Source organism: Ancylobacter sp. TS-1 (assembly GCF_009223885.1).
GTDB lineage: Bacteria > Pseudomonadota > Alphaproteobacteria > Rhizobiales > Xanthobacteraceae > Ancylobacter.
In genome coordinates, this window is record NZ_CP045144.1 from 2368929 (window position 1) to 2395196 (window position 26268).

Consider the following 26268-nt stretch of genomic DNA (forward strand, 5'->3'; position numbering starts at 1 on the left):
GGGTGGTCGAGGCCGGCGCACGCTCGGATGTCCATGCGGCAGGCTTAAGGCAGGCCAACCTAACCGTCCCGCCGGGGCCTGCAAATCCCGGCGAAAAGCTCCGCGCAAAGGACGACATGGCGCGGATCGGGGCGCGCGCGCATTCACGTCCGCTCTCATGTCCACGTTCACGTCCCCTTGCGCCATGATGGCGCCACGGGCAATGGCTTGAAAAGGTCTCCCGCCGCGCGCTGATTCAGGCCCCGCCATGACGTCCGCCACGACCGCCACCGATCTCTGGGTGTTCGCCTATGGCTCCCTGATGTGGAAGCCGGGCTTCGATTTCGAGGAACGCGTGCCCGGCCGGCTGATCGGCGCCCACCGTTCGCTGTGTGTGCGCTCGGTGCACTGGCGCGGCACGCCGGAACGGCCGGGGCTGGTGCTGGGGCTGGACCGTGGCGGCTCCTGCGTCGGGATCGCCTTCCGCGTCGCCGCAGCGCGGGCCGACGACACGCTCGCCTATCTGCGCGAGCGCGAGCAGGTCACCAACATCTATCACGAGGCGACGCGCCGGGTCTGGCTGAAGGACGGCAGCGGGCGGGCGGTGGCGGCCGTGGTCTATCTGGTGGATCGCGGCCACACCCAATATGCCGGCCCGCTCTCGCGCGAGGAGCGCCTGCACATCGTCCGGCAGGGCCATGGCGTCGGCGGCCCGAACGCCGACTATGTGCTCGCCACCGCCCGGCAGCTCGAGGAGATCGGCCTGCGCGACGAGGAACTGGACTGGCTCGTCGCCCGGCTGTGACGGCGACGCCCTCGCGCGGCGGCGCGGCGGGCGGGCCTCAGAGCGGGGCGAGCGCGCCGCTGTCGGTCTCGGGCAATATGCGCAGATGGATTTCCTGCGCGCCATTGGCGAGCGCCGCGGTGCGCGCCTTGGCGCCGGCCGGGCCGGCCCACACCGGCACGCGGCGCGTTCCCTCCATGCGCACGGCAATCGCCACCGCGTCCGGATAGTCCGGCGCTTCCTCGGCGGCATAGACGGAGAACACCTGCCGCCGCCCGTCGGTGCCGCGCCACAGCCGGAAACGGCGGGCGAGCAGACCACGGGCGCTGAGCGGACCGGCGTCCTGCAGCGAATCGGCCAGTATCGTTTCGCGTGTCATCATGAGAACAAATCTAGAACATGCCCAAGCGGCGTCAACTCGTTCCTGTACTGAATCCGCCAAGATGCTGAATGTTCCGTTGCTCCCCCGCATCAGTGGCCGGAAGAACCGCCATTCTCTCCAAATTGTGATGCGGTGGCCGGCCAGACCCGCACTCCGGCATAGGCGGCGAGGAACTTGACGTATTCGACCAGCAGCAGCCGGGCCTTGCCGAGCGTGCCCCGCCAGCCGGCATCGGCGGCGCGCCGGGGCACCACCGGATAGGGCACCAGCTCGACCTCCGGCAGGGTCCGGCGCAGTTCCACCAGCGCCCGCGGCATGTGCCAGGCCGACGTCACCACCAGCAGCGAACGGAAATGGTTCCGGCGCGCCCACTCGGCCGCCTCCAGCGCGTTGCCGCGCGTGTTGAGCGCCGAATGGCCCAGCTCGACGCAGCATTCGAGCGCCTCCTGCGAGGCCGGGACATTGCGGCTGATCCCGGCCAGCGTGGTGTCGGGATGGACGCCGGTGATGAGCAGGCGCTTCGCGCGCCCGTCGATCAGCAGGTTGGTGGCGTCGACGATGCGGTCCGGGGTGCCGGTCAGCACGACGATGCCGTCGGCGCTGCGCTTTGTCTGCGCCTCGCGGCCCTCGATGCCGGCGACGAAGAAGGCGAAGCCCGTCAGCAGCGCGGCAAGGAGCGCGAGGAGCAGCAGGCCCAGCCAACGCAGCCGGCCGCGCCGGCCCGGTGCAGGGCCGGTACCGGAGGGTCGGGCGCCGGTCGGGCCGGCCTCTGGCGAAGGAATGTCGGTCACGGCGGCAGCCTAGCCGATGCCGCGCAGGGTGCGGTAGACCGTGGCGCGCGAGGTGAGCGTCGTCACCAGCGCCACCAGCACCGACACGCCGAAGATGCCGCCATAGCCGCGCAGATCGATGGTCAGCGCCCCGACCAGCGTGTCGATGCTGCGGTCGACGGCGAACCAGGACGGCACGGTCGAGCCGATGAAGAACAGCGCGACGGCCGCCCCGCCGCCTATGGCCGCGCCCTTCAGCCCGACGGTCAGGAAATGGTGCTGGAATTCGGAGACGATGAAGCTGTCGCGCGCGCCGACCAGATGCAGCACCTCGACCACCGAGCGCGCCGCGTCCACCGCCGCGCGGGTCGCCACCGCCACGCACAGCACCGTCGCCGCCCCCACGAGGCCGAGCACGGCAAGGCCGATCGCCATCGCCGTCCGGGCGGTGGAGGACAGCCGCTCGGCCCAGAGCCGGTGATCGTCGAGGGTCGCCGAAGGCACCTGTTCGGCCAGGCTCGCCCGCAGCGCCGCGAGCACCGGCGCCCCCGCGCCGGGCGTGAGATTCACCACCACGAGGCGGGGCACCGGCAGGTTGGCGAGGTCGATGCCCGCGCCGAGCCAGGGTTCCAGCAGGGCGGCGGTCTCGCTCTCGTCGAGCGCGCGCGCCTCGGCCACGCCCTCCGTGGAGCGGGCGACGTTCACCGCCTTGGCCAGCGCCGCCTCGACGTCGAGCCCGTCGCCGGGGCGGATCTGGATCGTGGTCTCGCGGGCGATGTCGGAAGTCCACTCGGTGGCGACGTTGCTCACCGCCGAGACCGCGCCGATGGTGATGCCGGCGAGGAAGGTCATGATGGCGATGACTGCGATCAGCGCCCGCGCCGTCACCGTGGCGCCGGGCACGATGGGGCGCTGCGCCGCCGAGCGCAGGGGAGCGCCCCCCGGCTTCGCGCCCGCCTTGCCCCCGGCCGGCGCGGGTTTCTCGCCCGGCGCCGCGCGTGCGGCGGAGGCAGGCGGGGCGCCGGCCGGATCGGCGCCGCGCGCCGGACGGTTGAGCCGGCCCGCGACGGCCGTCAGCAGGCCCGACATCCTGTTCCGATGCTCAGTCATAGACGGTCAGGCGCCCCTGATTGATGACGAGGCGGCGGGCGTCGAACTGGTCCATCAGCCCGATGTCGTGGGTGGCGATCAGCACCGAGGTGCCGCTCTTGTGCAGTTCGAGGAACAGCCGCAGCAGGCGGCGCGCAAGGCTGGGGTCGACATTGCCGGTCGGCTCGTCGGCGAGCAGGATCTCCGGCCGGCCGATCAGCGCGCGGGCGATGGCGGCGCGCTGCTTCTCGCCGCCCGACAGCACCGGCGGCAGCACATGCATGCGCTCGCCGAGCCCGACCCATTGCAGAAGCTCCTGCACCTCGGCGCGGTAGCTCGCCTCCTCGCGCCCCTGCACGCGCAACGGCAGGGCGACGTTCTCATAGGTGCTGAGATGGTCGAGCAGGCGGAAGTCCTGAAACACGATGCCGATGCGCTGGCGCAGCGCCGCCGTCTCGTCGGCGCCGAGCTTGGCGGCATCGCGCCCGAAGATGGTGATCAGCCCGCGCGTGGGGCGCAGCGACAGGAACAGCAGCCGCAGCAGCGTCGTCTTGCCCGCGCCGGAGGGGCCGGTCAGGAACTGGAAGGAATGCGGTGGAATGCCGAAGGTGACATCCCGCAACACCTCCGGCCCCATGCCGTAGCGCAGTCCGACATTCTCGAAGCGAACCAAGACTCTTTCCTTCAGGCTGGCCCGACGCGCCGCCTTCTGATTCTGATGGCGCAGTCACCCCTAACATAGCGTTTGCGCCGCGTGGCAAAAGACGGTGCGGCGCAGAGACCGCGGCTGCGGTATCCACGCCCCCCGGCTGGACGGCAAGGGGCCGCCCGGTCCATCCTGACGAACCGATGACAAGGCTCATGACAGGCGCCGCGAGCCCATGCGGCGGCGCGCACGAGGATGACGATGACGCAGCCGACGACGACCGACGCCGCTCCGGGCGGGGAGGCCAATGCCTACCGGGACGCCCGCATCGAGGTGCTTTTCGACGCCGAGACCATCGCAGGCCGCAACCGCGAGCTGGTCGCGGAGATCGTCGCCTCCAAGCCCGAGAAGCTGGTCGTCATCGCCGTGCTGAAGGGCAGCTTCGTCTTCGCCGCCGACCTCATCCGAGCCATGCACGACGCCGGCCTCGCGCCGGAGGTCGAGTTCATCACCCTGTCGAGCTACCGCGACGCGCGGGTCTCCTCCGGACAGGTGGCGGTGCTGCGCGACATCGACACCGATGTGCGCGGGCGCGACGTGCTGCTGATCGACGACATACTGGAATCCGGCCGCACCCTCGCCTTCGCCAAGGACCTGCTGGCCGCGCGCGGGGCGCGGCGGGTCTCGGTCTGCGTGCTGCTGGAGAAGCCGCACAAGCGCGCGGTGCAGATCACCGCCGATTTCGTCGGCTTCCAGTGCCCGGACTATTTCGTGGTCGGTTACGGCATGGACGTGTCGCACGCCTTCCGCCAGCTTCCCTTCATCGGCTACATCCCCGACGCCGAGAAGTAGCGGCGGCGGGCGGCGGCACGCGCCGGCCCGCATTTCCCGATGTCATCCCGGCCGCAGCGAAGCGGAGAGCCGGGATCGCTTGCCACGCCCGCTTGCCGAGCCCGCTTGCCAGCATCGGCACCCGATCCCGGATACGGCCTGGGGCCGTTCCGGGATGACGGGCCGAACTCAGAAGTCGCGCAGCAGGCGGTCGAGATAGTCGAGTTCGAGGCGCGGGCGGTCGGGCTCGCCGAAGCGGCGGCGCAGTTCCTCCAGCACGCGGCGGGCGCGCTGCATGTCGATCTCGTCCGGCACCTTCACGGTGACGTCGTCGCCATAGTCGCGCGAGCGCAGCGGCCGGCCGAGCGGGTCGTTGCGCTCGGCAGTCTCGCCCGAGGGGCCGCCCGGTTCCTGCCCCTGGCCGCCCTGCTGTTGCTGCATCGCCTCGGCCATCTGCTGGGCGCCCTTGCGCAGCGCCTGCAGCGCCTCGCTCTGCGCATCCACCGCGCCGGTGCCGTCGCCCTGGCCGAGCGCCTGCTCGGCCTCGCGCATGGCCTGCTCGGCCTCGCCGAGCCCGCCATCGCCGGGCATGCCCTGACCCTGACCTTGCTGGCCCTGCCCCTGCTGGCCCTGCCCCTGCTGGCCCTGCCCTTGCTGGCCCTGCTGACCCTGACCGTTCTGGCCCTGCTGCTCGCCCTGCTGGCCTTGCTGGCCCTGTTGGCCGCGCTGGGCCTGCTGCATCTTCTCGCGCAGCTGGCGAAGCTGGTCGCGGAGCTGCTCCTGGTTCTGCTTGAGATCGTTGAAGGCCTGGTCCTGCTGGCCGTCGCGCCCCTCCTTGAAGGTGCGGTCGCGCAGCTGCTGCTGGCGGCGGATCATGTCGCCGAGCTGGTCCATGTTCTGCGACATCTGGCTCTGGCCCTGCCGGCGCTGCTGCTGGCGGCCGGCCTGCAGGCCGTTCAGCATGTTCTGCAGCTCGCTGAGCATCTGGCGCGCCGCGTCGCGGGCGCCGTTGCGGGCCATGTCCTCGATGCGGTCGAGCATCTTCTGCAGGTCCTGCGGGCGCACGGTGCGGGTGTTGGGGTCCATGGGTTGGCTGCGGTCGGCGCGCTCGCCATTGCGCTGCGCCTCCTGCGCCAGCGCCTGCATGAATTCCTGCATCGCCTCGCGCAGCTGCTGCGCCAGCCGCTTGATCTCCTCGTCGCTGGCGCCGTTCTCGAGCGCGTTCTGCAACGCCTGCTGGGCGTCGCGCAGGCGCTTCTCGACATCGGAGAGGTCGCCATCCTCGATGCGCACGGCGATTTCCCAGAGATAGTCGACGACGCCGCGCAGATCCTCGTCGCTGCGGGCATTGGCGAGCCGCCAATAGGCGCTGCGCAGGCCCATGTAATGGGAAGGGTCGGGCGTGAAACGCTCCGGCGCGATGGCGAGGGCGTCGAGCCCGGCCTGCACGCGCTCGCGCTGGTTGGCGTCGAAGGCGAGCGTGCGCCGTTCCTCGATCAGCGCACGCGCCAGCGGGTTCGAGAAGCTGCGCTGCGGCAGGGTGAAGCCGCGCGGGCGCGACTGGCCGAGATTGCCGGCCTCGTCGCGCGCGACCAGCGTCATCGTCACCTTTGCGCCGGCCCACGGGCTCTCGGTCAGGTCCTTGGTGGTCTGCCCGGTCGCCACGCGAGCCCGGCCGCCGGACAGCGGCAGCGGGAAGTTCGGCGCCTCGACCAGCGGGCGCGCGGGCGCGGGGGGCGGCGCATTCTTCAGCGCGTGCAGCGGCGACGCGGGCGGCACGGCGGCGAAACGCGCCTCGGCGCTGGCGACCCCGTAATCGTCCTCGGCCTTGTAGGCGAGCGCCAGCCCGGTCGCGCCGGAGGCCTGCGGCTCCTTGGTCAGCTCGATGCTCGGCGGCTCGTCCGGCTGGGCGCGGAAGTGCCAGGAAACGAAGCGCCCGTCCGGCCCCTCGACGCGGGCGGAGCCGTCGCCGGCAACGATGAAGCGGCGCTCCTCGCCATTCGCCGCGCGCGCGGGGGCCGAGGGAGCGGTGGCGGCAGGCGCGGGCGCGGCGCCATCCGCCGTCTCGTCCTTGGTTTCCGGCGGCGGCGTCAGGCGGCCATCGGTGACGAGGCGCGCCTCGTCGAGCCCGGTGATGCGCACCACCAGCTCGCTGCCGGCCGGCACGGTCAGGGCGGTGGCGTCGAAGGTCGGCTCCGCCTCGGCGCCGCCGGCATTGCCGGCGGTGTCGAGCGAGCGCAGGCCCGGCAGCATCACCGGCGGGCGGCCGGTATAGCCGGGCGGCGTCACCCAGGCGTCGACCCGGTAGGGCTTGGGCGCCACCAGCGTCTGCCAGTCGAAGGCCGCCGCGATGCGGCGCAGATGGTCGCCGGGCACCATGAAGAAGGTGGCGATGACGCCGAGCATCACCAGCGCGCGCACCGCCCGCGTGTCGATGGCGGCAAGGCGCGGCGAGGGCAGGCCGGCACGCAGGCTGCCGAGCTGGGCCGACATGCGCGCGATATGGGCCCGCCACAGGGCGGCGCCGACGGGATCGTCCGGCCGGGAGGCGAGATGGTCGGCGAGCGCGGTCGCCGGCCGGTGCGGCTGGCGGCTTTCACGGTCGAGTCGCGAGAGCGCCTCGCCGGCGGAGGGCGGGCGGATACGCAGCGCCGGCACCAGGGCGAGGGCGAAAGCAAGGGCAAAGAGCACGAGGCCGGCGATGCGGCCATAGGGCGGCAGCGCGAGCCAGAGACCGAGCCAGGAGGCAATGAGAAACAGGCCGAGCGCGGCGCCCATGGCGGCGATCGCCGGCCAGACGCGCTCCCACAGCAGCGCCGCGCGCGCACGCTGGAGCGCGCTGCGCAGGCTATGCTCGGCGCGGCGCACCTCGGTGCGCGCATTGTCGGCACGCGGGGCCGCACCCGCCTCGGGATGCACCTCGCCGCCGTCCGTTCCTTCCGGTGTTGCCGTCACGCGTACGAGCCTCCGACGCACGTGGGTCCACACCAGCCCCAGCGTCACCTTAACATGGTGTCCCCCGCGCGCCAGCCCTGCCTCGAAAACAGGCGCGCCCGATTCATCATCAGATCGTGAAACGGGAGGAGGCCGAATGTGGCGGGCGCGGCGCGGCCGGTGCCGCCGGCGGGCTCAGCCGAGCCAGCCGGGAAGCCGGTCGAGCGCGATCAGCGCGTCGGTCTCCACGCGCGGGCGCACCACGGCGAATTCTTCGCCCCGCACCAGCACTTCCGGGATCAGCGCCCGGGTATTGTAGGTCGAGGCCTGCACCGCGCCATAGGCGCCGGCGGTCATCACCGAGATCAGGTCGCCCGCCTTGAGCGCCGGCAGCCGCCTTCCCAGCGCCAGATAATCGCCCGTCTCGCACACCGGCCCGACCACATCCGCGACGATCTGCCCCTCCCCGCCGGGTACCGGCTGGCGCACGGGCAAAATTTCGTGATGCGCCTCGTAGAGCGTCGGGCGGATGAGATCGTTCATCGCCGCGTCGACGATGACGAAGTGCTTGCCGTCGCCTTCCTTCACATAGAGCACGCGGGCGACGAGGATGCCGGCATTGGCCACCAGCATGCGCCCGACCTCGAAGACGAGGCCGAGGCCGAGATTATGCGTGTGCCGCTTCACCAGCGCCGCATAGGCGGAGGGCAGCGGCGGGTCCGGCTCGCCGGCGACATAGGGCACGCCGAGCCCGCCGCCGAGATCGAGATGGGTCAGCCGGTGGCCGTCCGCCATCAGTTCGCGGGCAAGCTCCACCAGCAGCGCGGTGGCGTTATCGAACGGACCGAGATCGGTGATCTGGCTGCCGATATGCATGTCGACGCCGGTGATGCGCAGCCCGGGAAGGGCGGCGGCATAGCGATAGACCTCGCGCGCCCGCGACACCGGAATGCCGAACTTGTTCTCCGACTTGCCGGTCGAGATCTTGTGGTGGGTCTTCGCGTCGACGTCCGGGTTGACGCGGATCGAGATCGGCGCCGCCACGCCATGGCTCACCGCCACCTCGGAGAGCGTCAGCAGTTCCGGCTCGCTCTCGACGTTGAAGCACATGATGCCGGCATCGAGCGCGGCGGCCATTTCCTCGCGCGTCTTGCCGACGCCGGAGAACACGATCTTCTGCGGCGCGATGCCGGCCGCCAGCGCCCGCTTGAGCTCGCCGCCCGACACGATGTCGGCGCCGGCGCCGAGCCTGGCGAAGGTGGCGATCACCGCCTGGTTGGAATTGGCCTTCACCGCGTAGCACAGCGTGGTTCGCATGTCGGCGAAGGCGTCGGTGAAGACGTGGAAGTGCCGTTCCAGCGTCGCCGTCGAGTAGACATAGAACGGCGTCCCGACCGCCGCCGCGATGGCGGGGAGGCTCACATCCTCGGCGTGGAGGATGCCGTCACGATAGGCGAAATGATGCATGGCGCGTTCGGCGGGTCAGAGCAGGCCGTCGAGGACGAAGGGCCGGTTCGGCTTCACCGGGCCGGTATCCTTCGGCACCTTGCCGTCCGGGCCGGGCTGCGCCTGCGGCGAGTTCGGCGGCGGCTCCAGCGGGCCTTTCACGCCACAGCCGCCCAGCGCCAGCGCGCCCGCGAGGACGAGCGTTGCGGCGAGGAGGCGGGACGGGCGGAGCGGGGAACGGCGGGACAAGGACGCTTCCTCGGCTTGGGATCACCAGAACGGAACAGCGTCCGCCGGCGGGCACCGGCGGGAACGCTCGGCGCAAACTATAACGGCGGCGCTGGAAAGGCGAGCCCGCAAAGCGGCTTCGCGGGCGGATGACGGCCGTCCGCTGTCCGCTCAGGCGTCGAACGTCACCACGACCGGCACATGGTCGGAAGGCCGCTCCCAGCCCCGCGCCTCGCGCAGCACCGTCATGGCCTGCGCGGCCGGCGCCAGCGCCGGTGTCGCCCACACATGGTCAAGCCGGCGGCCGCGATTCGAGGCCGCCCAGTCGGCGGCGCGGTAGCTCCACCACGTGTAGAGCTTCTCCTGCGGCGGCACGAAGCGGCGCATCACGTCGACCCAGTGGCCGGCCGCCTGCAGCCGGGCCAGCTTCTCCACCTCGACCGGCGTATGGCTCACCACGTCGAGCAGCTGCTTGTGGCTCCACACATCGGCCTCCAGCGGGGCGATGTTGAGGTCGCCGACCAGCACCGAACGCGCCGCCGGGTCCTGCGGGTGCAGCATCTCCCAGGCGGTCGCCTCGTCGAGGAAGGACAGCTTGTGGCGGAACTTCTCGTTCACCTGCGGGTCGGGAATGTCGCCGCCGGCCGGGATGTAGAAATTATGGATGGTCAGCGGTGCCGACAGCCCGGCCTCGCGCCCGAGCACGACCGAGATGTGGCGCGCATCGCCCATGTCGCAGAAGCCCTGTCGGCTTACCGCCTCGAAGGGCCGCTTCGAGAGGATGGCGACGCCGTGATAGCCCTTCTGGCCGTGGATGGCGGCATGGGGATAGCCGAACTTCGCCGCGTCCTTGAGCGGGAAGCGGTCATCCGGCGTCTTGGTTTCCTGCAGGCAGATGACGTCGGGCTGCTGCTCGGCGGCGAGCTTGGCGACAAGACCGATGCGCAGGCGCACCGAATTGATGTTCCAGGTGGCGATGGAAAGCGGCAAAGCGGGGAACCTTCACGAGGGCGACCTCAGAGGAACCCTCTCTATCAAGCCACCGCCGAAGGATGAAGAGAACGGTGGCCAGAAAAGGTGCTTTGCTTCGACGAGCAGCCGGCATGCGCTTCGAAATGCTCGAAATGCGCCCTCTGTCCCGTGGTACCGAGCTTGTGCGCGCGAACGCGGCCGTGGCACGCGGGACAGCGCATCAATTCCGGCCGCAGAACGAGCGCCTCCACGATGTCGAGAAGGTGCCAGCCCCCGTCCCGCTTGACTTCACACTGATCAGCGACGCTGCCTGCCATAGGCAACATGATGCCTCAGACAGCCGCAGCGTCAATTGCGGTTGATGACGAACAGCGCCGGATCCGGCCGGTCGGCGGTGTTGAGGTTCGAGACCGCGACGGTGGTGTCGTAGCCCTGCGGGTCGGTCACCGTCCACTGCTTGAGCTGCATGGTCTTGGCGTCGAACATGATCATCAGCCGGTAGGTGCCGACCATGGACTGCTTCTCCTCCAGCACCACGGTGGCGAAGATGTCGTCCTGGTACACGCCGGCGACGCTGGCGTTGCGGGCGAGGTCGAAATTCTCCGCCAGCAGGAAGCGCAGCGGGGTCGCCGAGAGCGGCGAGATGTCCTGCGTCTTCAGCCGCTTGTCGCGCACCGCCACCGAGCGCCCGTCCGCCACCAGTTCGATCGGACTCGGCGGAGCGTATTCGAACAGCACGCGGCCGGGCTTGAGGATGTAGAACTCGCCCTGCCGGCGGGTACCGTCCGGGTCGACCTGCACGAAATCGCCGGTCATGGTCTTGAAGCTGTTGAAATACTCGTTGATGCGCTGGACCGTGTCGGCCGCCGCGCGGCGGTTCGCCGTCGCCGCCATCTGGATGTTCGGATCGGATTTGGGGGCCGCCGCCGGCTGGACGGTCGCGGGCTTGGCGGCGGGCTTGGCGGCGGCGGCCGGCGCCGCCTGCGCGGTGCGGGTCATCGTCGCCGGCGCCGGCTTCTTGGGCGGCAGCGGCACCACGAAGGGCGGCGGTGGCACCTGCGCCTGGGCGACTCCGAGCGGCAGGACCAGCAGGGCGGAAGCGACGCAGGCGCGGATCAGATGGCGCATGGGGCGCATCTCCATGGGGCACGTCGAGGGGGCGCGACGCCGAATCGACGGGCGCGGCGCGGAAATCTGTCCGGACGCGGGTAGCGCGCCGCTGTGGCGATCCTGTGGCCCGGACGCAGGGTAAGGCGGGCGGTCCGGGCGCGGCATCGGCTCAGAAGCCCTCCGCGCCGGCCGGCTCGACGAGGATCTCGCGCTTGCCGGCGTGGTTGGCCGGCCCGACGAGGCCCTCGCGCTCCATGCGCTCGACCAGCGAGGCGGCGCGGTTGTAGCCGATCTGCAGCCGGCGCTGGATATAGGAGGTGGAGCACTTCCGGTCGCGCATCACCACCGCCACCGCCTGGCTGTAGAGGTCGCCGCCCTCCTCGGCGGTGCCCATGGCGCCCTTGTCGAAGACGGCGCCGTCCTCGCCGTCCTCGTCGAAGTCGGTCGTCACCGCGTCGAGATAGTCCGGCGCGCCCTGGGACTTCAGGTGCTCGACCACGCGCTCGACCTCCTGGTCGGAGACGAACGGGCCGTGCACGCGCGAGATGCGCCCGCCGCCGGCCATGTAGAGCATGTCGCCCTGGCCGAGCAGCTGCTCGGCGCCCATTTCGCCCAGAATCGTCCGCGAATCGATCTTCGACGTGACCTGGAAGGAGATGCGGGTCGGGAAGTTCGCCTTGATGGTGCCGGTAATGACGTCGACGCTCGGGCGCTGCGTCGCCATGATCAGGTGGATACCGGCGGCGCGCGCCATCTGGGCGAGGCGCTGGATGGCGCCTTCGATGTCCTTGCCGGCGACCATCATCAGGTCGGCCATCTCGTCGACCACGATCACGATGTAGGGAATCGGCGAGAGGTCCATCTCCTCGCGCTCATAGATCGCCTCGCCGGTCTCCTTGTCGAAACCGGTCTGCACGGTGCGCACGATCTGCTCGCCCTTGGCCTGCGCCTCGGCGATGCGGGCGTTGAAGCCGTCAATGTTGCGCACGCCGACCTTCGACATCTTGCGGTAGCGCTCCTCCATCTCGCGCACCGCCCATTTCAGCGCCACCACCGCCTTCTTCGGATCGGTGACGACGGGGGTGAGCAGATGGGGAATCCCGTCATAGACGGAAAGCTCCAGCATCTTCGGGTCGATCATGATCAGCCGGCAGTTCTCCGGCCTGTGCCGATAGAGCAGGCTCAAAATCATGGTGTTGATGGCGACCGACTTGCCGGAGCCGGTGGTGCCGGCGACCAGCAGATGCGGCATGCGGGCGAGGTCGACGATCACCGGCTCGCCGCCGATGGTCTTGCCGAGCGCGATGGCGAGCTTGTGCGCCGCCTCGCCGAAATCCCGCGCGGCGAGAATCTCGCGCAGCAGCACCTTGTCGCGCTTGGGATTGGGCAGTTCGATGCCGATGGCGTTCTTGCCCGGAATCACCGCGACGCGGGCGGAGATCGCGCTCATCGAGCGGGCGATGTCGTCGGCGAGGCCGATGACGCGGCTGGACTTGATGCCGGGCGCCGGCTCCAGCTCGTAAAGCGTCACGACAGGGCCGGGGCGCGCATTGACGATGGCGCCGCGCACGCCGAAATCGTCCAGCACGCCTTCCAGCAGGCGGGCGTTCTCGTCCAGCGCCTCGCGCGGCAGGGCCGGCCCGCTGCGCGGCGGCGGCGGCGACAGCAGGTCGAGGCCGGGCATCAGGTAGCGCCGGCGCTGCTCCTCCAGCGCGGCGCGCCCGCCCTTGATCGAGCGCAGCGGCGGCGGGCGGCGGGCGGTGGTGGCCGGCACCGGCGGCGCGGCGGGCTCGAAATCGGCCGGATCGGCACCGTCGGCGACGTCGTCCTCGGCCAGCTCGAAGCCGGCGACGTCGTCCTCCGGATCGAACTCGTCCCGGCCGCCGAAATTCGGTTCGTGGCGCGGCCCGCGCGCCAGCGGCGGCCCGTCCTCCTCGTCGAAGCCGAACGCACCGCGCACCCGTTCGCCCAGTCCCCGACGCGGGCGCTCGCGCGCCGGGCGGCGCGGCGCATCGGCGCCGAAACGGGCCCGGGCCGAGAGAAAGGCATGGGTGAACATGCCGAGCAGGAAGGCGAGCCTGCCCGGCTCATCATCCTCGAACTCGGCCTCGTCCGCCTCGTCGTCGACCGGGCCGGCGCCACCGCCCAGGCCGCCGCCGACGGCGATCGGCAGCGCGACGCTGGCGGCCAGAAGGCAGATGCCCCCGATCACGGCATAGTCCAGTGCCCCGAGCCAGTTGGTGCGGAAGGCCGCCGGCACTGCCAGCACGCCCTCGCCCAGCACGCCGCCGAGGCCGCTCGGCAGCGGCCAGCCGCCAAGGCGCGGCAGGCAGGCGGCGAAGCCCGCCGCGAACACCACCCCGACGACGAGGGCGATGAGCCGCGCGCGCGGACGGTGCGGGCGCCGGTGGGTGAGGATCAGCCAGCCCCACACGCCGATCGGCAGCACCACGGCGAGCGCCGCGATCCCGAACAGCTGCATGGTGAGATCGGCGAAGACCGCGCCGGGAAGGCCGAGGAAATTGGACGGGGCGACCGCGCTGGAGCGGGAGAGGCTGGGATCGTCCGCCGACCAGCTCGCCAGCGCCAGCAGCATCAGGCCGGACAGCGCCAGCAAAGCGAGACCGACGAGTTCGGCGCCGCGCCGGCCGAGGGCGCCGCGAACCTCCTCGGGAAGGAAGCCACCCGGCGCGTTCCTGCGGCGGGGGCCCTTGGCCCGCACCACCGCCTTGCCGCCGGGCTTGCCCGGAACCTTGCCCGCAACACCGCCCCCGGCCTTGCCCGTGCGGCCGGCGGAAACGCGCCCCGGCATGGCGTCGGACCGGGACGCGCGTAGCGCCGCCGCCGGCAGGCGTCCCGTCTGGCCCATCTCGCGCCCTATCTCTCGCCCCATCTCGCCCCGTTCCCCATCCGCCTCAGGACAGCCCGGCCAGCAGGCGGGGCAGCGCCGCCTCGGTCGTCGCCAGGTCCTGCACCAGCGCGATGCGCAGATAGTCGGCGCCCGGATTGCGCCCGTCCGGCCCGCTCCGGCACAGATAGCCGCCGGGAACCGTGCGCAGCCCCTCGCGCTGCCACAGGCGGCGCGCGGCCGCCTCGCCGCCGCTCAGCGCGCCCGTGCGCAGCCCGGCGACGTTCAGCCAGAGGAAGAAGCCGCCATCGGGCCGCTCATAGTCGAAATGCCCCGCCAGCACGCGGTCGGCGACGTCGAACTTCGCCCGGTAGAGGTCGCGGCTCGCGCGCACATGGGCCTCGTCGGCCAGCGCGGCGATGGCGACCCATTGCAGCGGCTCGGGCACCTGCGGCGCGGCCACGTTGCGGAACTCGCCGAAGGCGTCGATGAAGCGCGCATCGCCGGCGCAGAAGCCGCAGCGCAGCCCCGGCAGGCTGGAGCGCTTGGACAGCGAGTTGAAGGTGACGACGCCGGTGAAGTCCGCGCCCACGACCTCCAATATGCCGGTCGGCGGCGCCGCGCCGAGCCAGATCTCCGAATAGCACTCGTCGGCGAACACCATCACCTCATGGGCCCGGCACAGCGCCACCAGCCGTTCCAGATAGGCGCGCGGAGCGATGGTGCCCTGCGGGTTGGCCGGCGAGGCGAAATAGAGCGCCACGGTGCGGTCGAGCAGTTCCGGGGCGAGCGCGTCGAGGTCGGGCAGCCAGCCCCCTCCGGCCGGCAGCGGCAGGGCGACGCTCTTGCAGCCGGCCGCCTCCGCGCCCGCGCCATAGGCGGCGTAGAACGGGTTGGGCAGCAGCACGGCGGGAGCGCCGGCGCCGATGCTGGCCTGCTTGGACGGCGACAGCAGCCGGCGCGCCATCAGCGCGGCGAAGAACAGGCCCTCGCGGGAGCCGTTGAGCACCAGCACCTCGCGCTCGGCGTCGGGCCTGCGCGCCAGCGCGTAGCGGCGGGCGAGCCAGTCGGCGGCGGCGGCGCGAAACTCGGGCAGGCCCTTGCCGGCGGGGTAGCGGCCGAAGCCGTCGAGATGGGCGGCGAGCACCTCGCCGACGAAATCCGGCATGGCATGGCGCGGCTCGCCCACGGCAAGGCTCAGCGCCGGCCTGCCCGGCGCGATGTCGGCCAGCAGCTCGGTCAGCCGCACGAAGGGCGAGCGCGCCGCCGGGCCGGGATCGGCGGCCGGGCGCGTCGTCTCGTCGCTCGCAACGCCTTGAAGAACGGGATCGGGCACGGGTGAACGTCTCGCCATGCGCCGCAAAAGCGCGGCGTCTCGCTCCAGAATAGGACCGGCGCGGTAAAGGCGTTCTTAACCATGGAGGACGAGGGCGGCCGGGCGGGGCCGAAGAGGCCGGGCGCGGGAAGGCGCGCGGCGCGCGAGGGGGCGCACGGACCCATAACGCACGGGCCAACAAAAAAGACCCCGGCGCATGGCCGGGGTCTCGAGGCAGCGGGAGGCTGCGGAAAGGCAGGCGATGTCAGCTGTGGTAGGCGCGCTCGCCGTGCTCGACGATGTCGAGACCCTCGCGCTCCTTCTCCACCGACGGACGCAGGCCGACGAGGATGTTGACGATGTAGTAGATGATCGCCGAGACGACACCGCACCACACGATCGTGGCCGCCACCGCCTGGAGCTGCACCCACACCTGGTGCCCCATCTCGTAGTCCGCGATGCCCGGGCCGCCGAGGGCCGGAGCGACCACGATGCCGGTGCCGATGGCGCCGACGATGCCGCCCACGCCGTGGACGCCGAACACGTCGAGGCTGTCGTCATAGCCCAGCGCGTTCTTGATGGTGGTGCAGAAGAAGAAGCAGATGATCGAGGCGACGAAGCCGAGCACGATCGCGCCGAGCGGACCGGAAAGGCCGGCAGCCGGGGTGATCGCGACGAGGCCGGCGACCATGCCGGAGATCGCGCCGAGCATGGAGGGCTTGCCCTTGGCCAGCCACTCGATGAGCGACCAGCCCACGATCGCGCCGGCGGTGGCGACGAAGGTGTTGATCACGGCGAGCGTGGTGCCGGCATTGGCTTCGAGGTTGGAGCCGGCGTTGAAGCCGAACCAGCCGACCCACAGGACGCTGGCGCCGACCATCGCGAAGGGCAGCGAGTGGGGAGGCATCAGTTCCTTGCCGTAGCCCGTGCGCTTGCCGATGATGATGCAGCCCACGAGGCCCGCAATACCGGCATTGATGTGCACCACGGTGCCGCCGGCGAAGTCGAGCGCGCCCATGGCGAAGAGGTAGCCCTCCGAGAACCACACCATGTGGGCGATCGGGTAGTACACGAACGTCACCCACAGGACGCAGAACAGCACGATCGCCGAGAACTTCATGCGTTCGGCGAAGGCGCCGATGATCAGCGCGGGGGTGATGGCCGAGAAGGTCATCTGGAAGACGATGAAGATGTATTCGGGGATCTTCACATTGGCCGAGAAGGTGTCGGCGAGGCTTTCCGTCGTCACGCCGGCGAGGAAGGCCTTCTCGAAGCCACCGATGAAGGCGTTGCCCGAGGTGAAGGCGAGCGAGTAGCCGTAGAACACCCAGATCAGCATCATCACCGCGGCGATGACCGTGACCTGCATCAGCACGGAGAGCATGTTCTTGGCGCGCACCAGGCCGCCATAGAACAGGGCGAGGCCGGGCACCGTCATGAACAGCACGAGGATGGAGGAGACCATCATCCAGGTGACGTCGCCCTTGTCCACCGTGGCCACCACAGCGGCGGCCTCAGCGGTGGCTTCGGCGCCGGTGGCCGGGTTGTCCTGGGCGAAAGCGGCGGCCGCGAACAGCGCCGTCGTCGCCAGCACGGGAAGGCCCGCGCGTATCCAGTTCTTCGTCGTCATGGGTTCAATGCTCCGTCGCAATCGGAAAATGTCGGGATCAATGACGCGGGCTCAGAGCGCGTCGGCGTCGGTCTCACCGGTGCGGATGCGCACGGCCTGGTCGATCGCATAGACGAAGATCTTGCCGTCGCCGATCTGGCCGGTCTTGGCCGAGACGGTGATGGCGTCGATGACCTTGGAAACCTGATCGGAAGGCACGGCGACCTCGATCTTGAGCTTCGGCAGGAAGCTCACCGCGTATTCCGCGCCGCGATAGATCTCGGTGTGGCCCTTCTGACGGCCGTATCCCTTGACCTCCGTGACGGTCAGTCCGTGCACACCTATCCCAGTGAGCGCATCCCGGACTTCCTCAAGCTTGAAAGGCTTGATGATAGCCATGACGATCTTCATGGTTCCTGTCCCCGCTTGGCCCCGAACCGCTGGCGACAGGGTTCCGGGCGTTTCATTTCGGACTCGGCCAGGCGGATAACACTCCGACCCTTCGGTCAAGCCGCGAACAGGGAATCAATTCGCGTGCCAACCGTGCGGCGCAAACGGTTTCGTGCCGGTCGCACCCCGGCGAATCTCCGTTCACCAGCGCCGGCAAGCCGTGAGTCGGCGGGTTTCCCATGGCTAGGAAGGCGTGCGGGGGAAAGGCCGCTGCTCATTTCTTGATCGGACGGGCGGGCCTCCATCGGTGCCCGCCCAACAATTGCCACATGCTGATTAATTTTCAAGCAGATGCCTTGGCTGTAGGCGTTACCTGCCGGATCAGCCCCTCCTGCGCCACCGAGGCCACCAGCCGCGCGGCGCGGTCGTAGACCAGCCCGCGCGCCAGTCCGCGCGCGCCGGAGGCGCTGGGGCTGTCCTGCGTGTAGAGCAGCCAGTCGTCGGCCCGGAAGGGGCGGTGCAGCCAGAGCGCATGGTCGAGGCTCGCCGCCTGGATGTTCTGCCCGAGCACGCTGGTGCCGTGCACCAGCGTCGTCGCCTCCAGCAGCGTCATGTCGCTGGCATAGGCCAGCACCGCGCGATGCAGGCCCGGATCATCCGCCAGCGCTCCGGCGGCGCGGAACCAGAGGGCGCGGCGCGGCGCGCTGCGGGCCTCGCCGAGCCCGATCGGCCTCAGTTCGATCGGGCGCGGGCGCATCCAGTAGTCGCGCACCGGCTGGGGCAGGCGCTCGAGCACCGCCGCCGGCAGGTCCTCGATGCCCGGCACCTCCTCGGGAGTGGGCACCACCATTTCCAGGTCGAGCTGGTGCTCCAGCCCCGGCTCCTCGCGGTGGAACGACACCGACATGATGAAGATCGGCCGCCCGTGCTGGATCGCCACCGTGCGGCGGGTGGCGAAGCTGCGCCCGTCGCGCACCCGCTCGACCTCGTAGACGATCGGGATGGTGGGATCGCCGGCGAGCAGGAAATAGGCGTGCATGGAATGGGCGGCGAGATCGACCGTGCGCTGCGCGGCGACCAGCGCCTGCGCAAGCACCTGCCCGCCGAAGACGCGGGTGCGGAACGGCCAGCTTTCCGGCGGGTTGGAGCCGCGGAACAGGTTTTCCTCCAGCGGCTCCAGATCGAGCACATCGACCAGCTCGGCAACGTGGTTCGGCATCGGCGGCGACTCTCCTGCGCGGGATGCGCGGCTTGATCGGGCGCATTGTTCGAGGCGGGTAGCTAAGGCATATGATGCCCCCCGCACAATGCGGACGACGGGCGAAGGAAGCGAGAGGCGAAGCGGATGGGACAGCGGCAGACCTATGACGCGGTGATCGCTGGCGGCGGCCTCGCCGGCCTCTCCCTCGCGCTGGCGCTACGCCAGGGGCTGGGCGCGGGGGCGCGGATCGCCATTGCCGACCCCGCCTTCGCCGCGCCCGCCGCGGACGGGCTGCCGCGCAGCGCCGACATGCGCGCCTCGGCCATCGCCGCCGGCGCCCGCCGGCTGTTCGAGGCGCTCGGCGTGTGGGAGCACGTCGCCGCCGAGGCCGAGCCGATCCTCGCTATGGAGATCACCGATTCGAAGCTCGGCGACGCCGCGCGGCCGGTGTTCCTGTCCTTCGACGGCGAGGTCCGGCCGGGCGAGCCCTTCGCCCATATGGTGCCGAATGCGCGGCTTCAGGACGCCATGACGGCGCTGGCGCGCACGCGCGACATCGCGCTTCTGCCGACCCCGGTCGCCGGCTTCGCCGCCGGCCCGGCCCGCACGACGCTCACCCTCGCCGGCGGCGGCGAGATCGGCGCCGGCCTCCTCGCCGCCTGCGACGGTGCCCGCTCGAAGCTGCGCGCGCTGGCCGGCATCGGCGTGGTCGGCTGGCCCTACGGCCAGTCCGCCATCGTGATGACGGTCGGCCATGAGCGCCCGCATGGCGGCAAGGCGATCGAGCATTTCCTTCCCGCCGGCCCCTTCGCCATGCTGCCGCTGACCGGCAATCGCTGCTCCATTGTCTGGACCGAGGCGAGCGACACCGCCGCGCGCCTGCTCGCCCTTCCGCGCATTCTGCTCAAGGACGAGCTGGAGCGCCGCTTCGGGCTGGAGCTGGGGGAGATCGAGATCCTCGACGAGCCGAAGGCGTTCCCGCTCGGCTTCCAGATGGCGCGCGCCTTCATCGGCGAGCGGCTGGCGCTGGTGGGCGACGCCGCTCACACCATCCACCCCATCGCCGGGCAGGGCATCAATATGGGCCTGCGCGACGTCGCGGCGCTGGCGGAGGCCGTCACCGACGCCGCCCGCCTCGGCCTCGACATTGGCGGGCCGGACGTTCTGGAGCGCTACCAGCGCTGGCGCCGCTTCGACACGCTGGCCATGGGCGCGGCGACCGACGGGCTGAACCGGCTGTTCGGCATCCGCTCGGACGCGGTGCGCCTCGTGCGCGACGTCGGCCTCGGCCTCGTCGAGCGCATGCCGGCGCTGAAGTCCTTCTTCATCCGCGACGCCGCCGGCATTGGCGGGCAGGCGCCGAAGCTGCTGCGCGGCGAGGCGCTCTGAAGACGGCTAGCGCGCCAGCTCATCCTCGGTGAGCGCGCGGGCCTCGTCGGCGAGCATGATCGGGATGCCGTCGCGGATCGGATAGGCGAGGCGGGCGGCGCGGGAAATCAGCTCGCGGGCCTCGCGGTCATAGTCCAGCGGCGCCTTCGTCACCGGGCACACCAGCAGTTCGAGCAGCTTCGGGTCGATCTCGTAGCCGGAGCGGGCGGCGGGCTTGTCGGAATTCACGGTCATGGGCGCGGGCCTTCTTGATATCGGCGACGGCGACGGATTCCCGCTATATAGCGCAGCAAGCTGACATTCTCACGTCGCTACCCGTTTCTTCCCGCGCCCCGCCACGACAGCGATTGATGGACCTGCACGCCCTCGACCTCTCCCACGAACAGCGCCTCGACGGCGAGACCCTGCAACAATGGGTGTTCCGCCGCCTGCGGCGCTCGGTCATGTCCGGCCGTTTCCCCCCGGGCAAGGCGGTGACGATCCGCGGGCTCGCCGACGCGCTCGGCGTGTCCTCGATGCCGGTGCGCGAGGCGTTGCGGCGTCTGGTGGCCGAGCGGGCGCTGGTGCTGCTCGACAATCGCCGCGTGCGCGTGCCGGAAATGACCGCCCGCCGCTTCGAGGAACTGATGGCCGCGCGCACCCTGCTGGAATGCGAGGCGGCCTCGCGCGCGCTCGGCGTCGCCGACGCAGCCTTCATCGCGCGGCTGGACGAGCTCAACCGCGAATCGGACGCGGCGGTGGCGGCCGACGACATCGAGGCGATGATCGAGACCAACCTCGCCTTCCACGCCGCGCTTTATGGTGGGCGGCCCGACAATGTGCTGCTGCCGCTGATCGAATCGGTCTGGCTGCAGATCGGCCCGTTCATGCGCCTCGCCCTGGCCGATCTTGAGCGCCACTACACGGTCGACCGCCACGCGGAGGCGCTCTCTGCGCTCCGGGCCGGCGACGCAGCGGCGCTGCGCCGCGCCATCGAGGCCGACATTCGCGACGGCATCGGCCACCTGCTGGCGCAGCTCGGGTAGCCCCCGAACGTCATCCCGGCCGAAGGCGAAGCCGCAGAGCCGGGATCGCTTTCCATTCGGCTGACGATCCCGGATCGGCCTTCGGCCGTCCAGGATGACGGCGCGCGGCTCAGCCCGCAGCCTTCAGCCGCGCAGCGCCGTGCCGGCGCTCGGCCGCCAGACGGGCGGCGGCGCCGAAGGCGGTGAACACGCCCGAGGACAGCCGGTCCTGCCAGAAGCGCCATTCCGGGTGCCACTGGATGGCGATGTTGAAGCCCGGCGCGTCCGGCACGCGGAAGGCCTCGACCGTGCCGTCCTCGGCCCGCGCCTCGACCACGACGCCCGGCGCCAGATTCGCCACGCCCTGCCCGTGCAGCGAGTTCACCTGCCAGCGATCCGTTCCGGCAAGGCCGGCGAGCAGGCCGCCGGGCGCCAGCGCCACGTCGTGCGCCGGCCCGTACTGGGTCTCGATGTCGCGGGTGGAATCCTCGCGATGGTCGAATCGGCCGGGCTGCTCGTAGAGCTTCTGGAACAGCGTGCCGCCCAGCGCGACGTTCATCTCCTGGAAGCCGCGGCACACGCCGAACAGCGGCACGCCCCGCTCCAGCGCGGCGCGGATCAGCGGCAGCGAGATGTCGTCGCGATGAGGATCGGCCGGTAGCGGCGGGTCGTGCGGGACGTCGCCATAATGCTGTGGGGCGACATTGGAGGGGCTGCCGGGCAGGAAGATGGCGTCGACCAGATCGAAGATCTCGTCGATCACCGCGCGCTCCGGCGCCATGTCGGCATCGACGGCCGAGATGGTGCCGGGGATGAGGACCGGCATGGCCTGCGCGCCGCGCGCGACCGCGTAGATGTATTTTTCCGTGACGCCATGGACGACGTGGCCGCCGCTGGCCTTCACGTCGCTGATCACACCGATGACTGGACGCATGATGTCTCCCGCATGCTCGCGGTCAGATGTGGTACCGGCGCCCCCCGGCTGTCAACGGCGGCGCCGGCGCGGCGGCCATGCGGCGCACGAGGGGGTGGGCGGCGCGCGAGGTTTTGGTTGCCGGATCGCCGGTCGAAACGATAGGTTCCGGCGGCATCGGGCCACCGCCGCAAGAGCGCGGCCAGGGAACGCGGCCAAGGAACGCGGCCAAAGGGCCCGGGCAAGGGGCGCAACGAAGAGGCGCCGCCGCAGGTTCGCATGGTTTTTTCGTCGGTTTCCTTCCTGTTCTATTTCCTGCCGGCGTTCCTGGCCTGCTACTTCGTCCTGCCGGGCACGCGGGCGCGCAACGTCGTCCTCCTCGCCTTCTCGCTGGTCTTCTACGCCTGGGGCGGGCTCTCCAACCTCGCCGTTCTGGCCGTCTCGGTCGTCGCCAACTACCTGTTCGCGCGGGCGATCGACCCGCTCCCCGAGCCCCGGCGCCGGCGCATGCTGGTGCTCGCGGTGGCCACCAATCTCGCCGCGCTGGTCGTCTACAAATATCTCGGCTTCCTGACGCAGAACCTGAACCTTCTGCTGCCGGCCCCGCTCCAACTGCCGGGCGCCAGCCTGCCCCTGCCGCTCGGCATCTCCTTCTTCACCTTCCACGCCATTTCCTACTTGGTCGACGTCTATCGCCGCAAAGCGCGGGCGAATGGCCGCCTGGAGGAGATCGCGGTCTATCTCACCATGTTCCCGCAGCTGGTGGCGGGGCCGATCGTGCGCTACTCGACCATCGCGGACCGCATCCGCGCGCGCCGGACGACGCTCGGGCGGGTCTCGGCGGGGCTGCGCATCTTCGTCATCGGCCTCGCCTGGAAGGTGCTGATCGCCGATCAGGTGGCGCCCGTCGCCGAGGTGGTGTTCGACCGGACCGCCGCGCCCACTCTCGGCGAGGCATGGCTCGGCGTCAGCGCCTATGCGCTGCAGATCTATTTCGACTTCGGCGGCTACTCGAACATGGCCATCGGCCTCGCGCTGGCGATGGGCCTGCGGTTCCCGCGCAACTTCAACCTGCCCTATGGCGCCCGGTCGATCACCGATTTCTGGCGGCGCTGGCACATGAGCCTGTCGAGCTGGTTCCGCGACTATGTGTACGTCCCGCTCGGCGGCAACCGGCACGGCCACCTCCACACGGCGGTCAATCTGTGGACCGTGTTCCTGCTGTGCGGCCTCTGGCACGGGGCGAGCTGGAACTTCGTGATCTGGGGCATCCATCACGGCGCCTTCCTGGTGCTGGAGCGCACGCGCTTCGGCGCCCTCCTGCGCGCCGGGCCGGGCGTGCTGCGCCACGCCTATGTGCTGCTCGTCGTGCTCACCGGCTGGGTCTGGTTCCGCGCCGACAGCCTGCCCGGCGCGCTCGCGTTGTTTGCCGGCATGGCCGGCCTCAACGGCGCCGGGCCGCCGACGCTGCCTCTGGCGCTGGAGCTTGTTCCGATGACCAGCGCCATGCTGGTTCTGGGCTGGCCGCTGGCCATGTTCGGCCTGCCGAGGATGCCGTCGCTCTCGCTGCCGGCGCGCCTGCGCGCCGCGCTCGCGGGTGCGGGCGACACTCTGGCCATCGTGCTGATGTTCGGCCTCTGCCTCGTCTCGGTGGGCGCCTCGGCCTATGCGCCCTTCCTGTATTTCCGGTTCTGAGGGGGAGACGGGGATGACCTTGTTGCTGCGACTGAGGCGCTGGCTGGCGGTCTTCTTCTTCGCGGTGCTGTGCCTGCCGGCCCTCGGGCTGTTCCTGCCCGACCTGCCGGCGCCCGAGCGCACCGCGCTCGCCCCGGCCGCCCGATGGTGGAGGAACGCCTCCCGCCATCTCGATCCCTATATCAACGACACGTTCGGCTTCCGCGGCGCGGTGCTGGCGGCCCATGGGCGCTATCTGCGCTTCATCGGCTCGCCGCCGAGCGACCGCGTGCTGGAAGGCGAGAACGGCGCCCTGTTCATCCGCGACGACGCCACGCTCGAACAATCGCTCGGCCAGACGGTCCGCCCCGGGGCCGTCGCCGGCTTCGTCGACTTTACGCGATCGCTGGACGCGCAGGTGACGGCGCTGGGCGGCCGCTTCGTCGCCCTCATCGCGCCGAACGCCCAGACCGTCACGCGCGAGAACCTGCCCGCCTATGCCCGCCGCGCCATGAAGACGCCGACCGAATACGACCTGATCGCCGAACGGATGGCAGCGGACGGCATTCCCTTCGTCGACCTGCGTCCGCTGATGGAGGCGGCCAAGAAAGACGGGCCGATCTATTTCCGCTACGACACCCACTGGAACGAGCGCGGTGCCCTCCTTGCCTTCAACGCGGCGATGGACGCGGCCGGCCGGCCAGACCTCGCCGTAAGCCCCGAGGCCGCGCTGGGACCGCCGGTCGCCCGGCCCGATGGCGATCTGCTGCGCCTTGCCGGGCTCGAGCAACCCGATCCGCCCGATCGGCGCTTTCAGTGGCAGGAGCCCTTCATCGCCCCGCAGAACCTCGCGCCGGTCGCGGGCGCCGTCATGGAAGCCGACCATCCGATCTTTCATTCGGAAGCGTTCGAGACCGGCCATGCCGGGCCACGAATCATGGTGGTGGGGGATTCCTTCACCCGCGATTTCTGGCGTGGCCTGATAGCGACCCGAAGCTCCGCCTTCGCGTGGGCGCATCACCGGAGCTGCCGCTTCGATCGCGGCCTGATCGAGCGTTTCCGGCCCGATATCCTGATCTACATCCCGGTCGAGCGGTATCTTCCCTGCGACGCTTCCCTCGCGCCTGCCGGGGTGGCGGCGCCGAACGCCTTGCCCACCGGGCCGGCGGCGCACTAGAAGGCATCTTCCCGTCCGTTCAGCCCCGGCCCTTCCATGCCCCTTTCCTCCCAGGACCTTCTCGCCCGCCTCGCCGCGCTCGGCATCGAGCAGCGCACGGTCGAGCACCCGCCTCTGTTCACGGTGGAGGATTCGCAGGCGCTGCGCGGCGACATACCCGGCGGCCACACCAAGAATCTCTTCCTCAAGGACAAGAAGGGGAACCTCTTCCTCGTCGTGGTGGAGGAGGAGACCCGCGTCGACCTCAAGAACCTGCACATCCCGCTCGGGGCGGCGAGCAAGCTCTCCTTCGGCAGCGCCGAGCTGCTGGAGGAGGTGCTCGGCGTGAAGCCCGGCGCGGTGACGGCCTTCGGCCCGGTCAACGATACGGAAGGCCGCGTGAGCGTGGTGCTCGACGCCGGGCTCATGGAGCACGCGGCGATCAACTGCCATCCGCTGGTCAACACCGCGACCACCACCATAGGCCGCGACGATCTGGTGCGCTTCCTGCGTGCCACCGGGCATGAGCCGGTGATCCTCGCGGTGCCGCGCCGCAGCGAGGCGGCGGACGAGGCGTAAGCCCGCCGCGCCGGTTGCATTCGCGGCGCGGCCGACCATCTTAGACGGCGAGTACGAGCCCCATTGCGAGGACGCCCCATGTTGCTGAACCAGCCCTCCTCCCCGGCCGCGAACGGTGGCACGGCACCGGCCGGCGACGATGTCGTGATCGACGTCACGACCCGCGATTTCATGAAGGAGGTCGTGGAGGAATCACGCAAGCGCCCGGTTCTGGTGGACTTCTGGGCGCCGTGGTGCGGCCCCTGCCGCCAGCTCACGCCGGTCATCGAGAAGGTCGTGCGCGCCGCCAAGGGCAAGGTGCGCCTCGCCAAGATGAACACCGACGACCACCCCGCCATCGCCCAGCAGCTCGGCATCCAGTCGCTGCCGACCGTCTACGCCTTCGTCAACGGCCAGCCGGTCGACGGCTTCATGGGCGCGCAGACCGAGACGCAGGTGCAGGCGCTGGTCGACCGGCTCGCCGGCGCTTCGGCCGGTGACGACATCGCCGAGGTGATCGCCTCGGCCGAGGCCGCGCTCGCCGAGGGCGATCTCGTCGGCGCCGCCGAGATTTTCGCCGCCGTGCTCGGCGAGGAGCCGGCCAACCTCAAGGCTCTCGCCGGCCTCGCCCGCGCGCAGCTTCTCGCCGGCGATCTCGAACAGGCCAAGGCGACGCTGGCGCTGGCGCCCGAGACCGCCGCCAATGACAGCGGCCTCGCCGCCGTGCGCGCCGCCATCGAGCTTGAGGAAGCGGCCGCCGAACTCGGCGATGTGCGCGAGCTGGAAGCCCGCGTCGCCGCCAACCCGCTCAACCATCAGGCGCGCTTCGACCTCGCGCTGGCGCTCAATGCGCGCGGCATGCGCGAGGAGGCGGCCGACCACCTGCTCGCCATCGTGCGCAAGGACCGCGCCTGGGAAGACGACGGCGCGCGCAAGCAGCTCGTGCAGTTCTTCGAGGCCTGGGGGCCGACCGACGAGCACACCATCGCCGGCCGCCGCCGCCTGTCCTCGATCCTGTTCGCCTGACGCCCGGGGCCGCC

General features: G+C 70.7%; 24 protein-coding genes. 8 read left to right on the top strand and 16 right to left on the bottom strand.

The features are described 5' to 3' along the window. Positions 1-247: 247 nt before the first annotated feature. Positions 248-784, top strand: coding sequence for a gamma-glutamylcyclotransferase (locus tag GBB76_RS11140; RefSeq protein ID WP_152303366.1), 537 nt, complete (start codon positions 248-250; stop codon positions 782-784). Positions 785-821: 37 nt separating this feature from the next. Here GBB76_RS11140 and GBB76_RS11145 read toward each other — a convergent pair whose 3' ends face one another. The 4 genes from GBB76_RS11145 to ftsE all read right to left on the bottom strand — a co-directional run bounded on the left by GBB76_RS11145 (position 822) and on the right by ftsE (position 3677). Then, a complete protein-coding gene (locus GBB76_RS11145) occupies positions 822-1145 on the bottom strand; it encodes a hypothetical protein (protein WP_152303367.1) in 324 nt (107 codons plus the stop codon). Positions 1146-1234: 89 nt separating this feature from the next. Next, complete coding sequence (locus GBB76_RS11150) at positions 1235-1936, bottom strand: YdcF family protein (protein WP_152303368.1); 702 nt, start codon at positions 1934-1936, stop codon at positions 1235-1237. Between the two features lie 9 nt (positions 1937-1945). After that, on the bottom strand, positions 1946-3004 hold the full coding sequence (locus GBB76_RS11155) for an ABC transporter permease (protein ID WP_246668896.1): 1059 nt from the start codon (positions 3002-3004) through the stop codon (positions 1946-1948). Positions 3005-3017: 13 nt separating this feature from the next. Further along, positions 3018-3677 (bottom strand): cell division ATP-binding protein FtsE, encoded by a 660-nt coding sequence (gene ftsE, locus GBB76_RS11160; RefSeq protein ID WP_152303369.1) that lies wholly within the window; start codon positions 3675-3677, stop codon positions 3018-3020. Between the two features lie 234 nt (positions 3678-3911). Between ftsE and hpt the strand changes: the two genes are divergently transcribed. Further along, a complete protein-coding gene (hpt, locus tag GBB76_RS11165) occupies positions 3912-4502 on the top strand; it encodes a hypoxanthine phosphoribosyltransferase (RefSeq protein WP_152303370.1) in 591 nt (196 codons plus the stop codon). Positions 4503-4670: 168 nt separating this feature from the next. On the opposite strand, the gene GBB76_RS11170 is transcribed toward hpt, so the two are convergent. From GBB76_RS11170 to GBB76_RS11215, 10 genes are all read right to left on the bottom strand, one after another. After that, on the bottom strand, positions 4671-7436 hold the full coding sequence (locus tag GBB76_RS11170) for a TIGR02302 family protein (RefSeq protein WP_202911081.1): 2766 nt from the start codon (positions 7434-7436) through the stop codon (positions 4671-4673). A 174-nt stretch (positions 7437-7610) separates the two neighbouring features. Next, positions 7611-8882 carry a diaminopimelate decarboxylase gene (gene lysA, locus GBB76_RS11175; protein WP_152303371.1) on the bottom strand — a complete coding sequence of 424 codons (1272 nt, stop codon included), beginning with the start codon at positions 8880-8882 and terminating at the stop codon, positions 7611-7613. A 15-nt stretch (positions 8883-8897) separates the two neighbouring features. Next, the gene (locus GBB76_RS11180) at positions 8898-9110 is read right to left on the bottom strand and encodes a lipoprotein (RefSeq protein ID WP_152303372.1); all 213 of its coding nucleotides are present in this window, start codon (positions 9108-9110) and stop codon (positions 8898-8900) included. A 150-nt stretch (positions 9111-9260) separates the two neighbouring features. After that, complete coding sequence (locus tag GBB76_RS11185; protein WP_152303373.1) at positions 9261-10079, bottom strand: exodeoxyribonuclease III; 819 nt, start codon at positions 10077-10079, stop codon at positions 9261-9263. 330 nt (positions 10080-10409) lie between these two features. After that, a complete protein-coding gene (locus tag GBB76_RS11190; protein ID WP_152303374.1) occupies positions 10410-11189 on the bottom strand; it encodes an outer-membrane lipoprotein carrier protein LolA in 780 nt (259 codons plus the stop codon). Positions 11190-11340: 151 nt separating this feature from the next. Beyond that, on the bottom strand, positions 11341-14040 hold the full coding sequence (locus GBB76_RS11195; RefSeq protein ID WP_246668897.1) for a DNA translocase FtsK: 2700 nt from the start codon (positions 14038-14040) through the stop codon (positions 11341-11343). Positions 14041-14086: 46 nt separating this feature from the next. Beyond that, positions 14087-15355, bottom strand: a complete 1269-nt coding sequence (locus GBB76_RS11200) for an aminotransferase class I/II-fold pyridoxal phosphate-dependent enzyme (RefSeq protein WP_246668898.1) — start codon at positions 15353-15355, stop codon at positions 14087-14089. 244 nt (positions 15356-15599) lie between these two features. After that, entirely contained in the window at positions 15600-16964 is a 1365-nt protein-coding gene (locus GBB76_RS11205; RefSeq protein WP_152303376.1) for an ammonium transporter, read from the bottom strand. Between the two features lie 51 nt (positions 16965-17015). Next, on the bottom strand, positions 17016-17354 hold the full coding sequence (locus GBB76_RS11210; RefSeq protein ID WP_152303377.1) for a P-II family nitrogen regulator: 339 nt from the start codon (positions 17352-17354) through the stop codon (positions 17016-17018). 322 nt (positions 17355-17676) lie between these two features. Next, complete coding sequence (locus GBB76_RS11215) at positions 17677-18552, bottom strand: acyl-CoA thioesterase II (protein ID WP_152303378.1); 876 nt, start codon at positions 18550-18552, stop codon at positions 17677-17679. A gap of 126 nt (positions 18553-18678) precedes the next feature. Between GBB76_RS11215 and GBB76_RS11220 the strand changes: the two genes are divergently transcribed. Then, on the top strand, positions 18679-19923 hold the full coding sequence (locus GBB76_RS11220; RefSeq protein WP_152303379.1) for a ubiquinone biosynthesis hydroxylase: 1245 nt from the start codon (positions 18679-18681) through the stop codon (positions 19921-19923). 6 nt (positions 19924-19929) lie between these two features. Here GBB76_RS11220 and GBB76_RS11225 read toward each other — a convergent pair whose 3' ends face one another. Beyond that, on the bottom strand, positions 19930-20157 hold the full coding sequence (locus tag GBB76_RS11225) for a Trm112 family protein (RefSeq protein WP_202911082.1): 228 nt from the start codon (positions 20155-20157) through the stop codon (positions 19930-19932). 116 nt (positions 20158-20273) lie between these two features. Between GBB76_RS11225 and GBB76_RS11230 the strand changes: the two genes are divergently transcribed. Further along, entirely contained in the window at positions 20274-20948 is a 675-nt protein-coding gene (locus GBB76_RS11230) for a GntR family transcriptional regulator (protein WP_152303380.1), read from the top strand. A 109-nt stretch (positions 20949-21057) separates the two neighbouring features. On the opposite strand, the gene GBB76_RS11235 is transcribed toward GBB76_RS11230, so the two are convergent. Next, on the bottom strand, positions 21058-21861 hold the full coding sequence (locus GBB76_RS11235) for a gamma-glutamyl-gamma-aminobutyrate hydrolase family protein (protein ID WP_152303381.1): 804 nt from the start codon (positions 21859-21861) through the stop codon (positions 21058-21060). Positions 21862-22119: 258 nt separating this feature from the next. On the opposite strand from GBB76_RS11235, the gene GBB76_RS11240 reads away from it, so the two are divergent. The 4 genes from GBB76_RS11240 (at position 22120) to trxA (ending at position 26254) form a co-directional block, all read left to right on the top strand. Next, on the top strand, positions 22120-23535 hold the full coding sequence (locus GBB76_RS11240; RefSeq protein WP_152303382.1) for an MBOAT family protein: 1416 nt from the start codon (positions 22120-22122) through the stop codon (positions 23533-23535). 13 nt (positions 23536-23548) lie between these two features. After that, the gene (locus GBB76_RS11245) at positions 23549-24691 is read left to right on the top strand and encodes a hypothetical protein (RefSeq protein ID WP_152303383.1); all 1143 of its coding nucleotides are present in this window, start codon (positions 23549-23551) and stop codon (positions 24689-24691) included. Between the two features lie 36 nt (positions 24692-24727). Next, positions 24728-25249, top strand: a complete 522-nt coding sequence (locus tag GBB76_RS11250) for a prolyl-tRNA synthetase associated domain-containing protein (protein WP_152303384.1) — start codon at positions 24728-24730, stop codon at positions 25247-25249. Positions 25250-25327: 78 nt separating this feature from the next. After that, positions 25328-26254 (top strand): thioredoxin, encoded by a 927-nt coding sequence (gene trxA, locus GBB76_RS11255; protein WP_152303385.1) that lies wholly within the window; start codon positions 25328-25330, stop codon positions 26252-26254. The last annotated feature ends 14 nt before the right edge of the window (positions 26255-26268 follow it).

Excerpts from the sequence above, each read along its gene's own strand:
- GBB76_RS11140 (WP_152303366.1), top strand. The coding sequence starts at position 248 with ATGACGTCCGCCACGACCGCCACCGATCTCTGGGTGTTCGCCTATGGC.
- GBB76_RS11145 (WP_152303367.1), bottom strand. The coding sequence starts at position 1,145 with ATGATGACACGCGAAACGATACTGGCCGATTCGCTGCAGGACGCCGGT.
- GBB76_RS11155 (WP_246668896.1), bottom strand. The coding sequence starts at position 3,004 with ATGTCGGGCCTGCTGACGGCCGTCGCGGGCCGGCTCAACCGTCCGGCG.
- hpt (WP_152303370.1), top strand. The coding sequence starts at position 3,912 with ATGACGCAGCCGACGACGACCGACGCCGCTCCGGGCGGGGAGGCCAAT.
- lysA (WP_152303371.1), bottom strand. The coding sequence starts at position 8,882 with ATGCATCATTTCGCCTATCGTGACGGCATCCTCCACGCCGAGGATGTG.
- GBB76_RS11190 (WP_152303374.1), bottom strand. The coding sequence starts at position 11,189 with ATGCGCCATCTGATCCGCGCCTGCGTCGCTTCCGCCCTGCTGGTCCTG.
- GBB76_RS11195 (WP_246668897.1), bottom strand. The coding sequence starts at position 14,040 with ATGGGCCAGACGGGACGCCTGCCGGCGGCGGCGCTACGCGCGTCCCGG.
- GBB76_RS11205 (WP_152303376.1), bottom strand. The coding sequence starts at position 16,964 with ATGACGACGAAGAACTGGATACGCGCGGGCCTTCCCGTGCTGGCGACG.
- GBB76_RS11210 (WP_152303377.1), bottom strand. The coding sequence starts at position 17,354 with ATGAAGATCGTCATGGCTATCATCAAGCCTTTCAAGCTTGAGGAAGTC.
- GBB76_RS11215 (WP_152303378.1), bottom strand. The coding sequence starts at position 18,552 with ATGCCGAACCACGTTGCCGAGCTGGTCGATGTGCTCGATCTGGAGCCG.
- GBB76_RS11220 (WP_152303379.1), top strand. The coding sequence starts at position 18,679 with ATGGGACAGCGGCAGACCTATGACGCGGTGATCGCTGGCGGCGGCCTC.
- GBB76_RS11225 (WP_202911082.1), bottom strand. The coding sequence starts at position 20,157 with ATGACCGTGAATTCCGACAAGCCCGCCGCCCGCTCCGGCTACGAGATC.
- GBB76_RS11230 (WP_152303380.1), top strand. The coding sequence starts at position 20,274 with ATGGACCTGCACGCCCTCGACCTCTCCCACGAACAGCGCCTCGACGGC.
- GBB76_RS11235 (WP_152303381.1), bottom strand. The coding sequence starts at position 21,861 with ATGCGTCCAGTCATCGGTGTGATCAGCGACGTGAAGGCCAGCGGCGGC.
- GBB76_RS11240 (WP_152303382.1), top strand. The coding sequence starts at position 22,120 with ATGGTTTTTTCGTCGGTTTCCTTCCTGTTCTATTTCCTGCCGGCGTTC.
- GBB76_RS11245 (WP_152303383.1), top strand. The coding sequence starts at position 23,549 with ATGACCTTGTTGCTGCGACTGAGGCGCTGGCTGGCGGTCTTCTTCTTC.
- GBB76_RS11250 (WP_152303384.1), top strand. The coding sequence starts at position 24,728 with ATGCCCCTTTCCTCCCAGGACCTTCTCGCCCGCCTCGCCGCGCTCGGC.
- trxA (WP_152303385.1), top strand. The coding sequence starts at position 25,328 with ATGTTGCTGAACCAGCCCTCCTCCCCGGCCGCGAACGGTGGCACGGCA.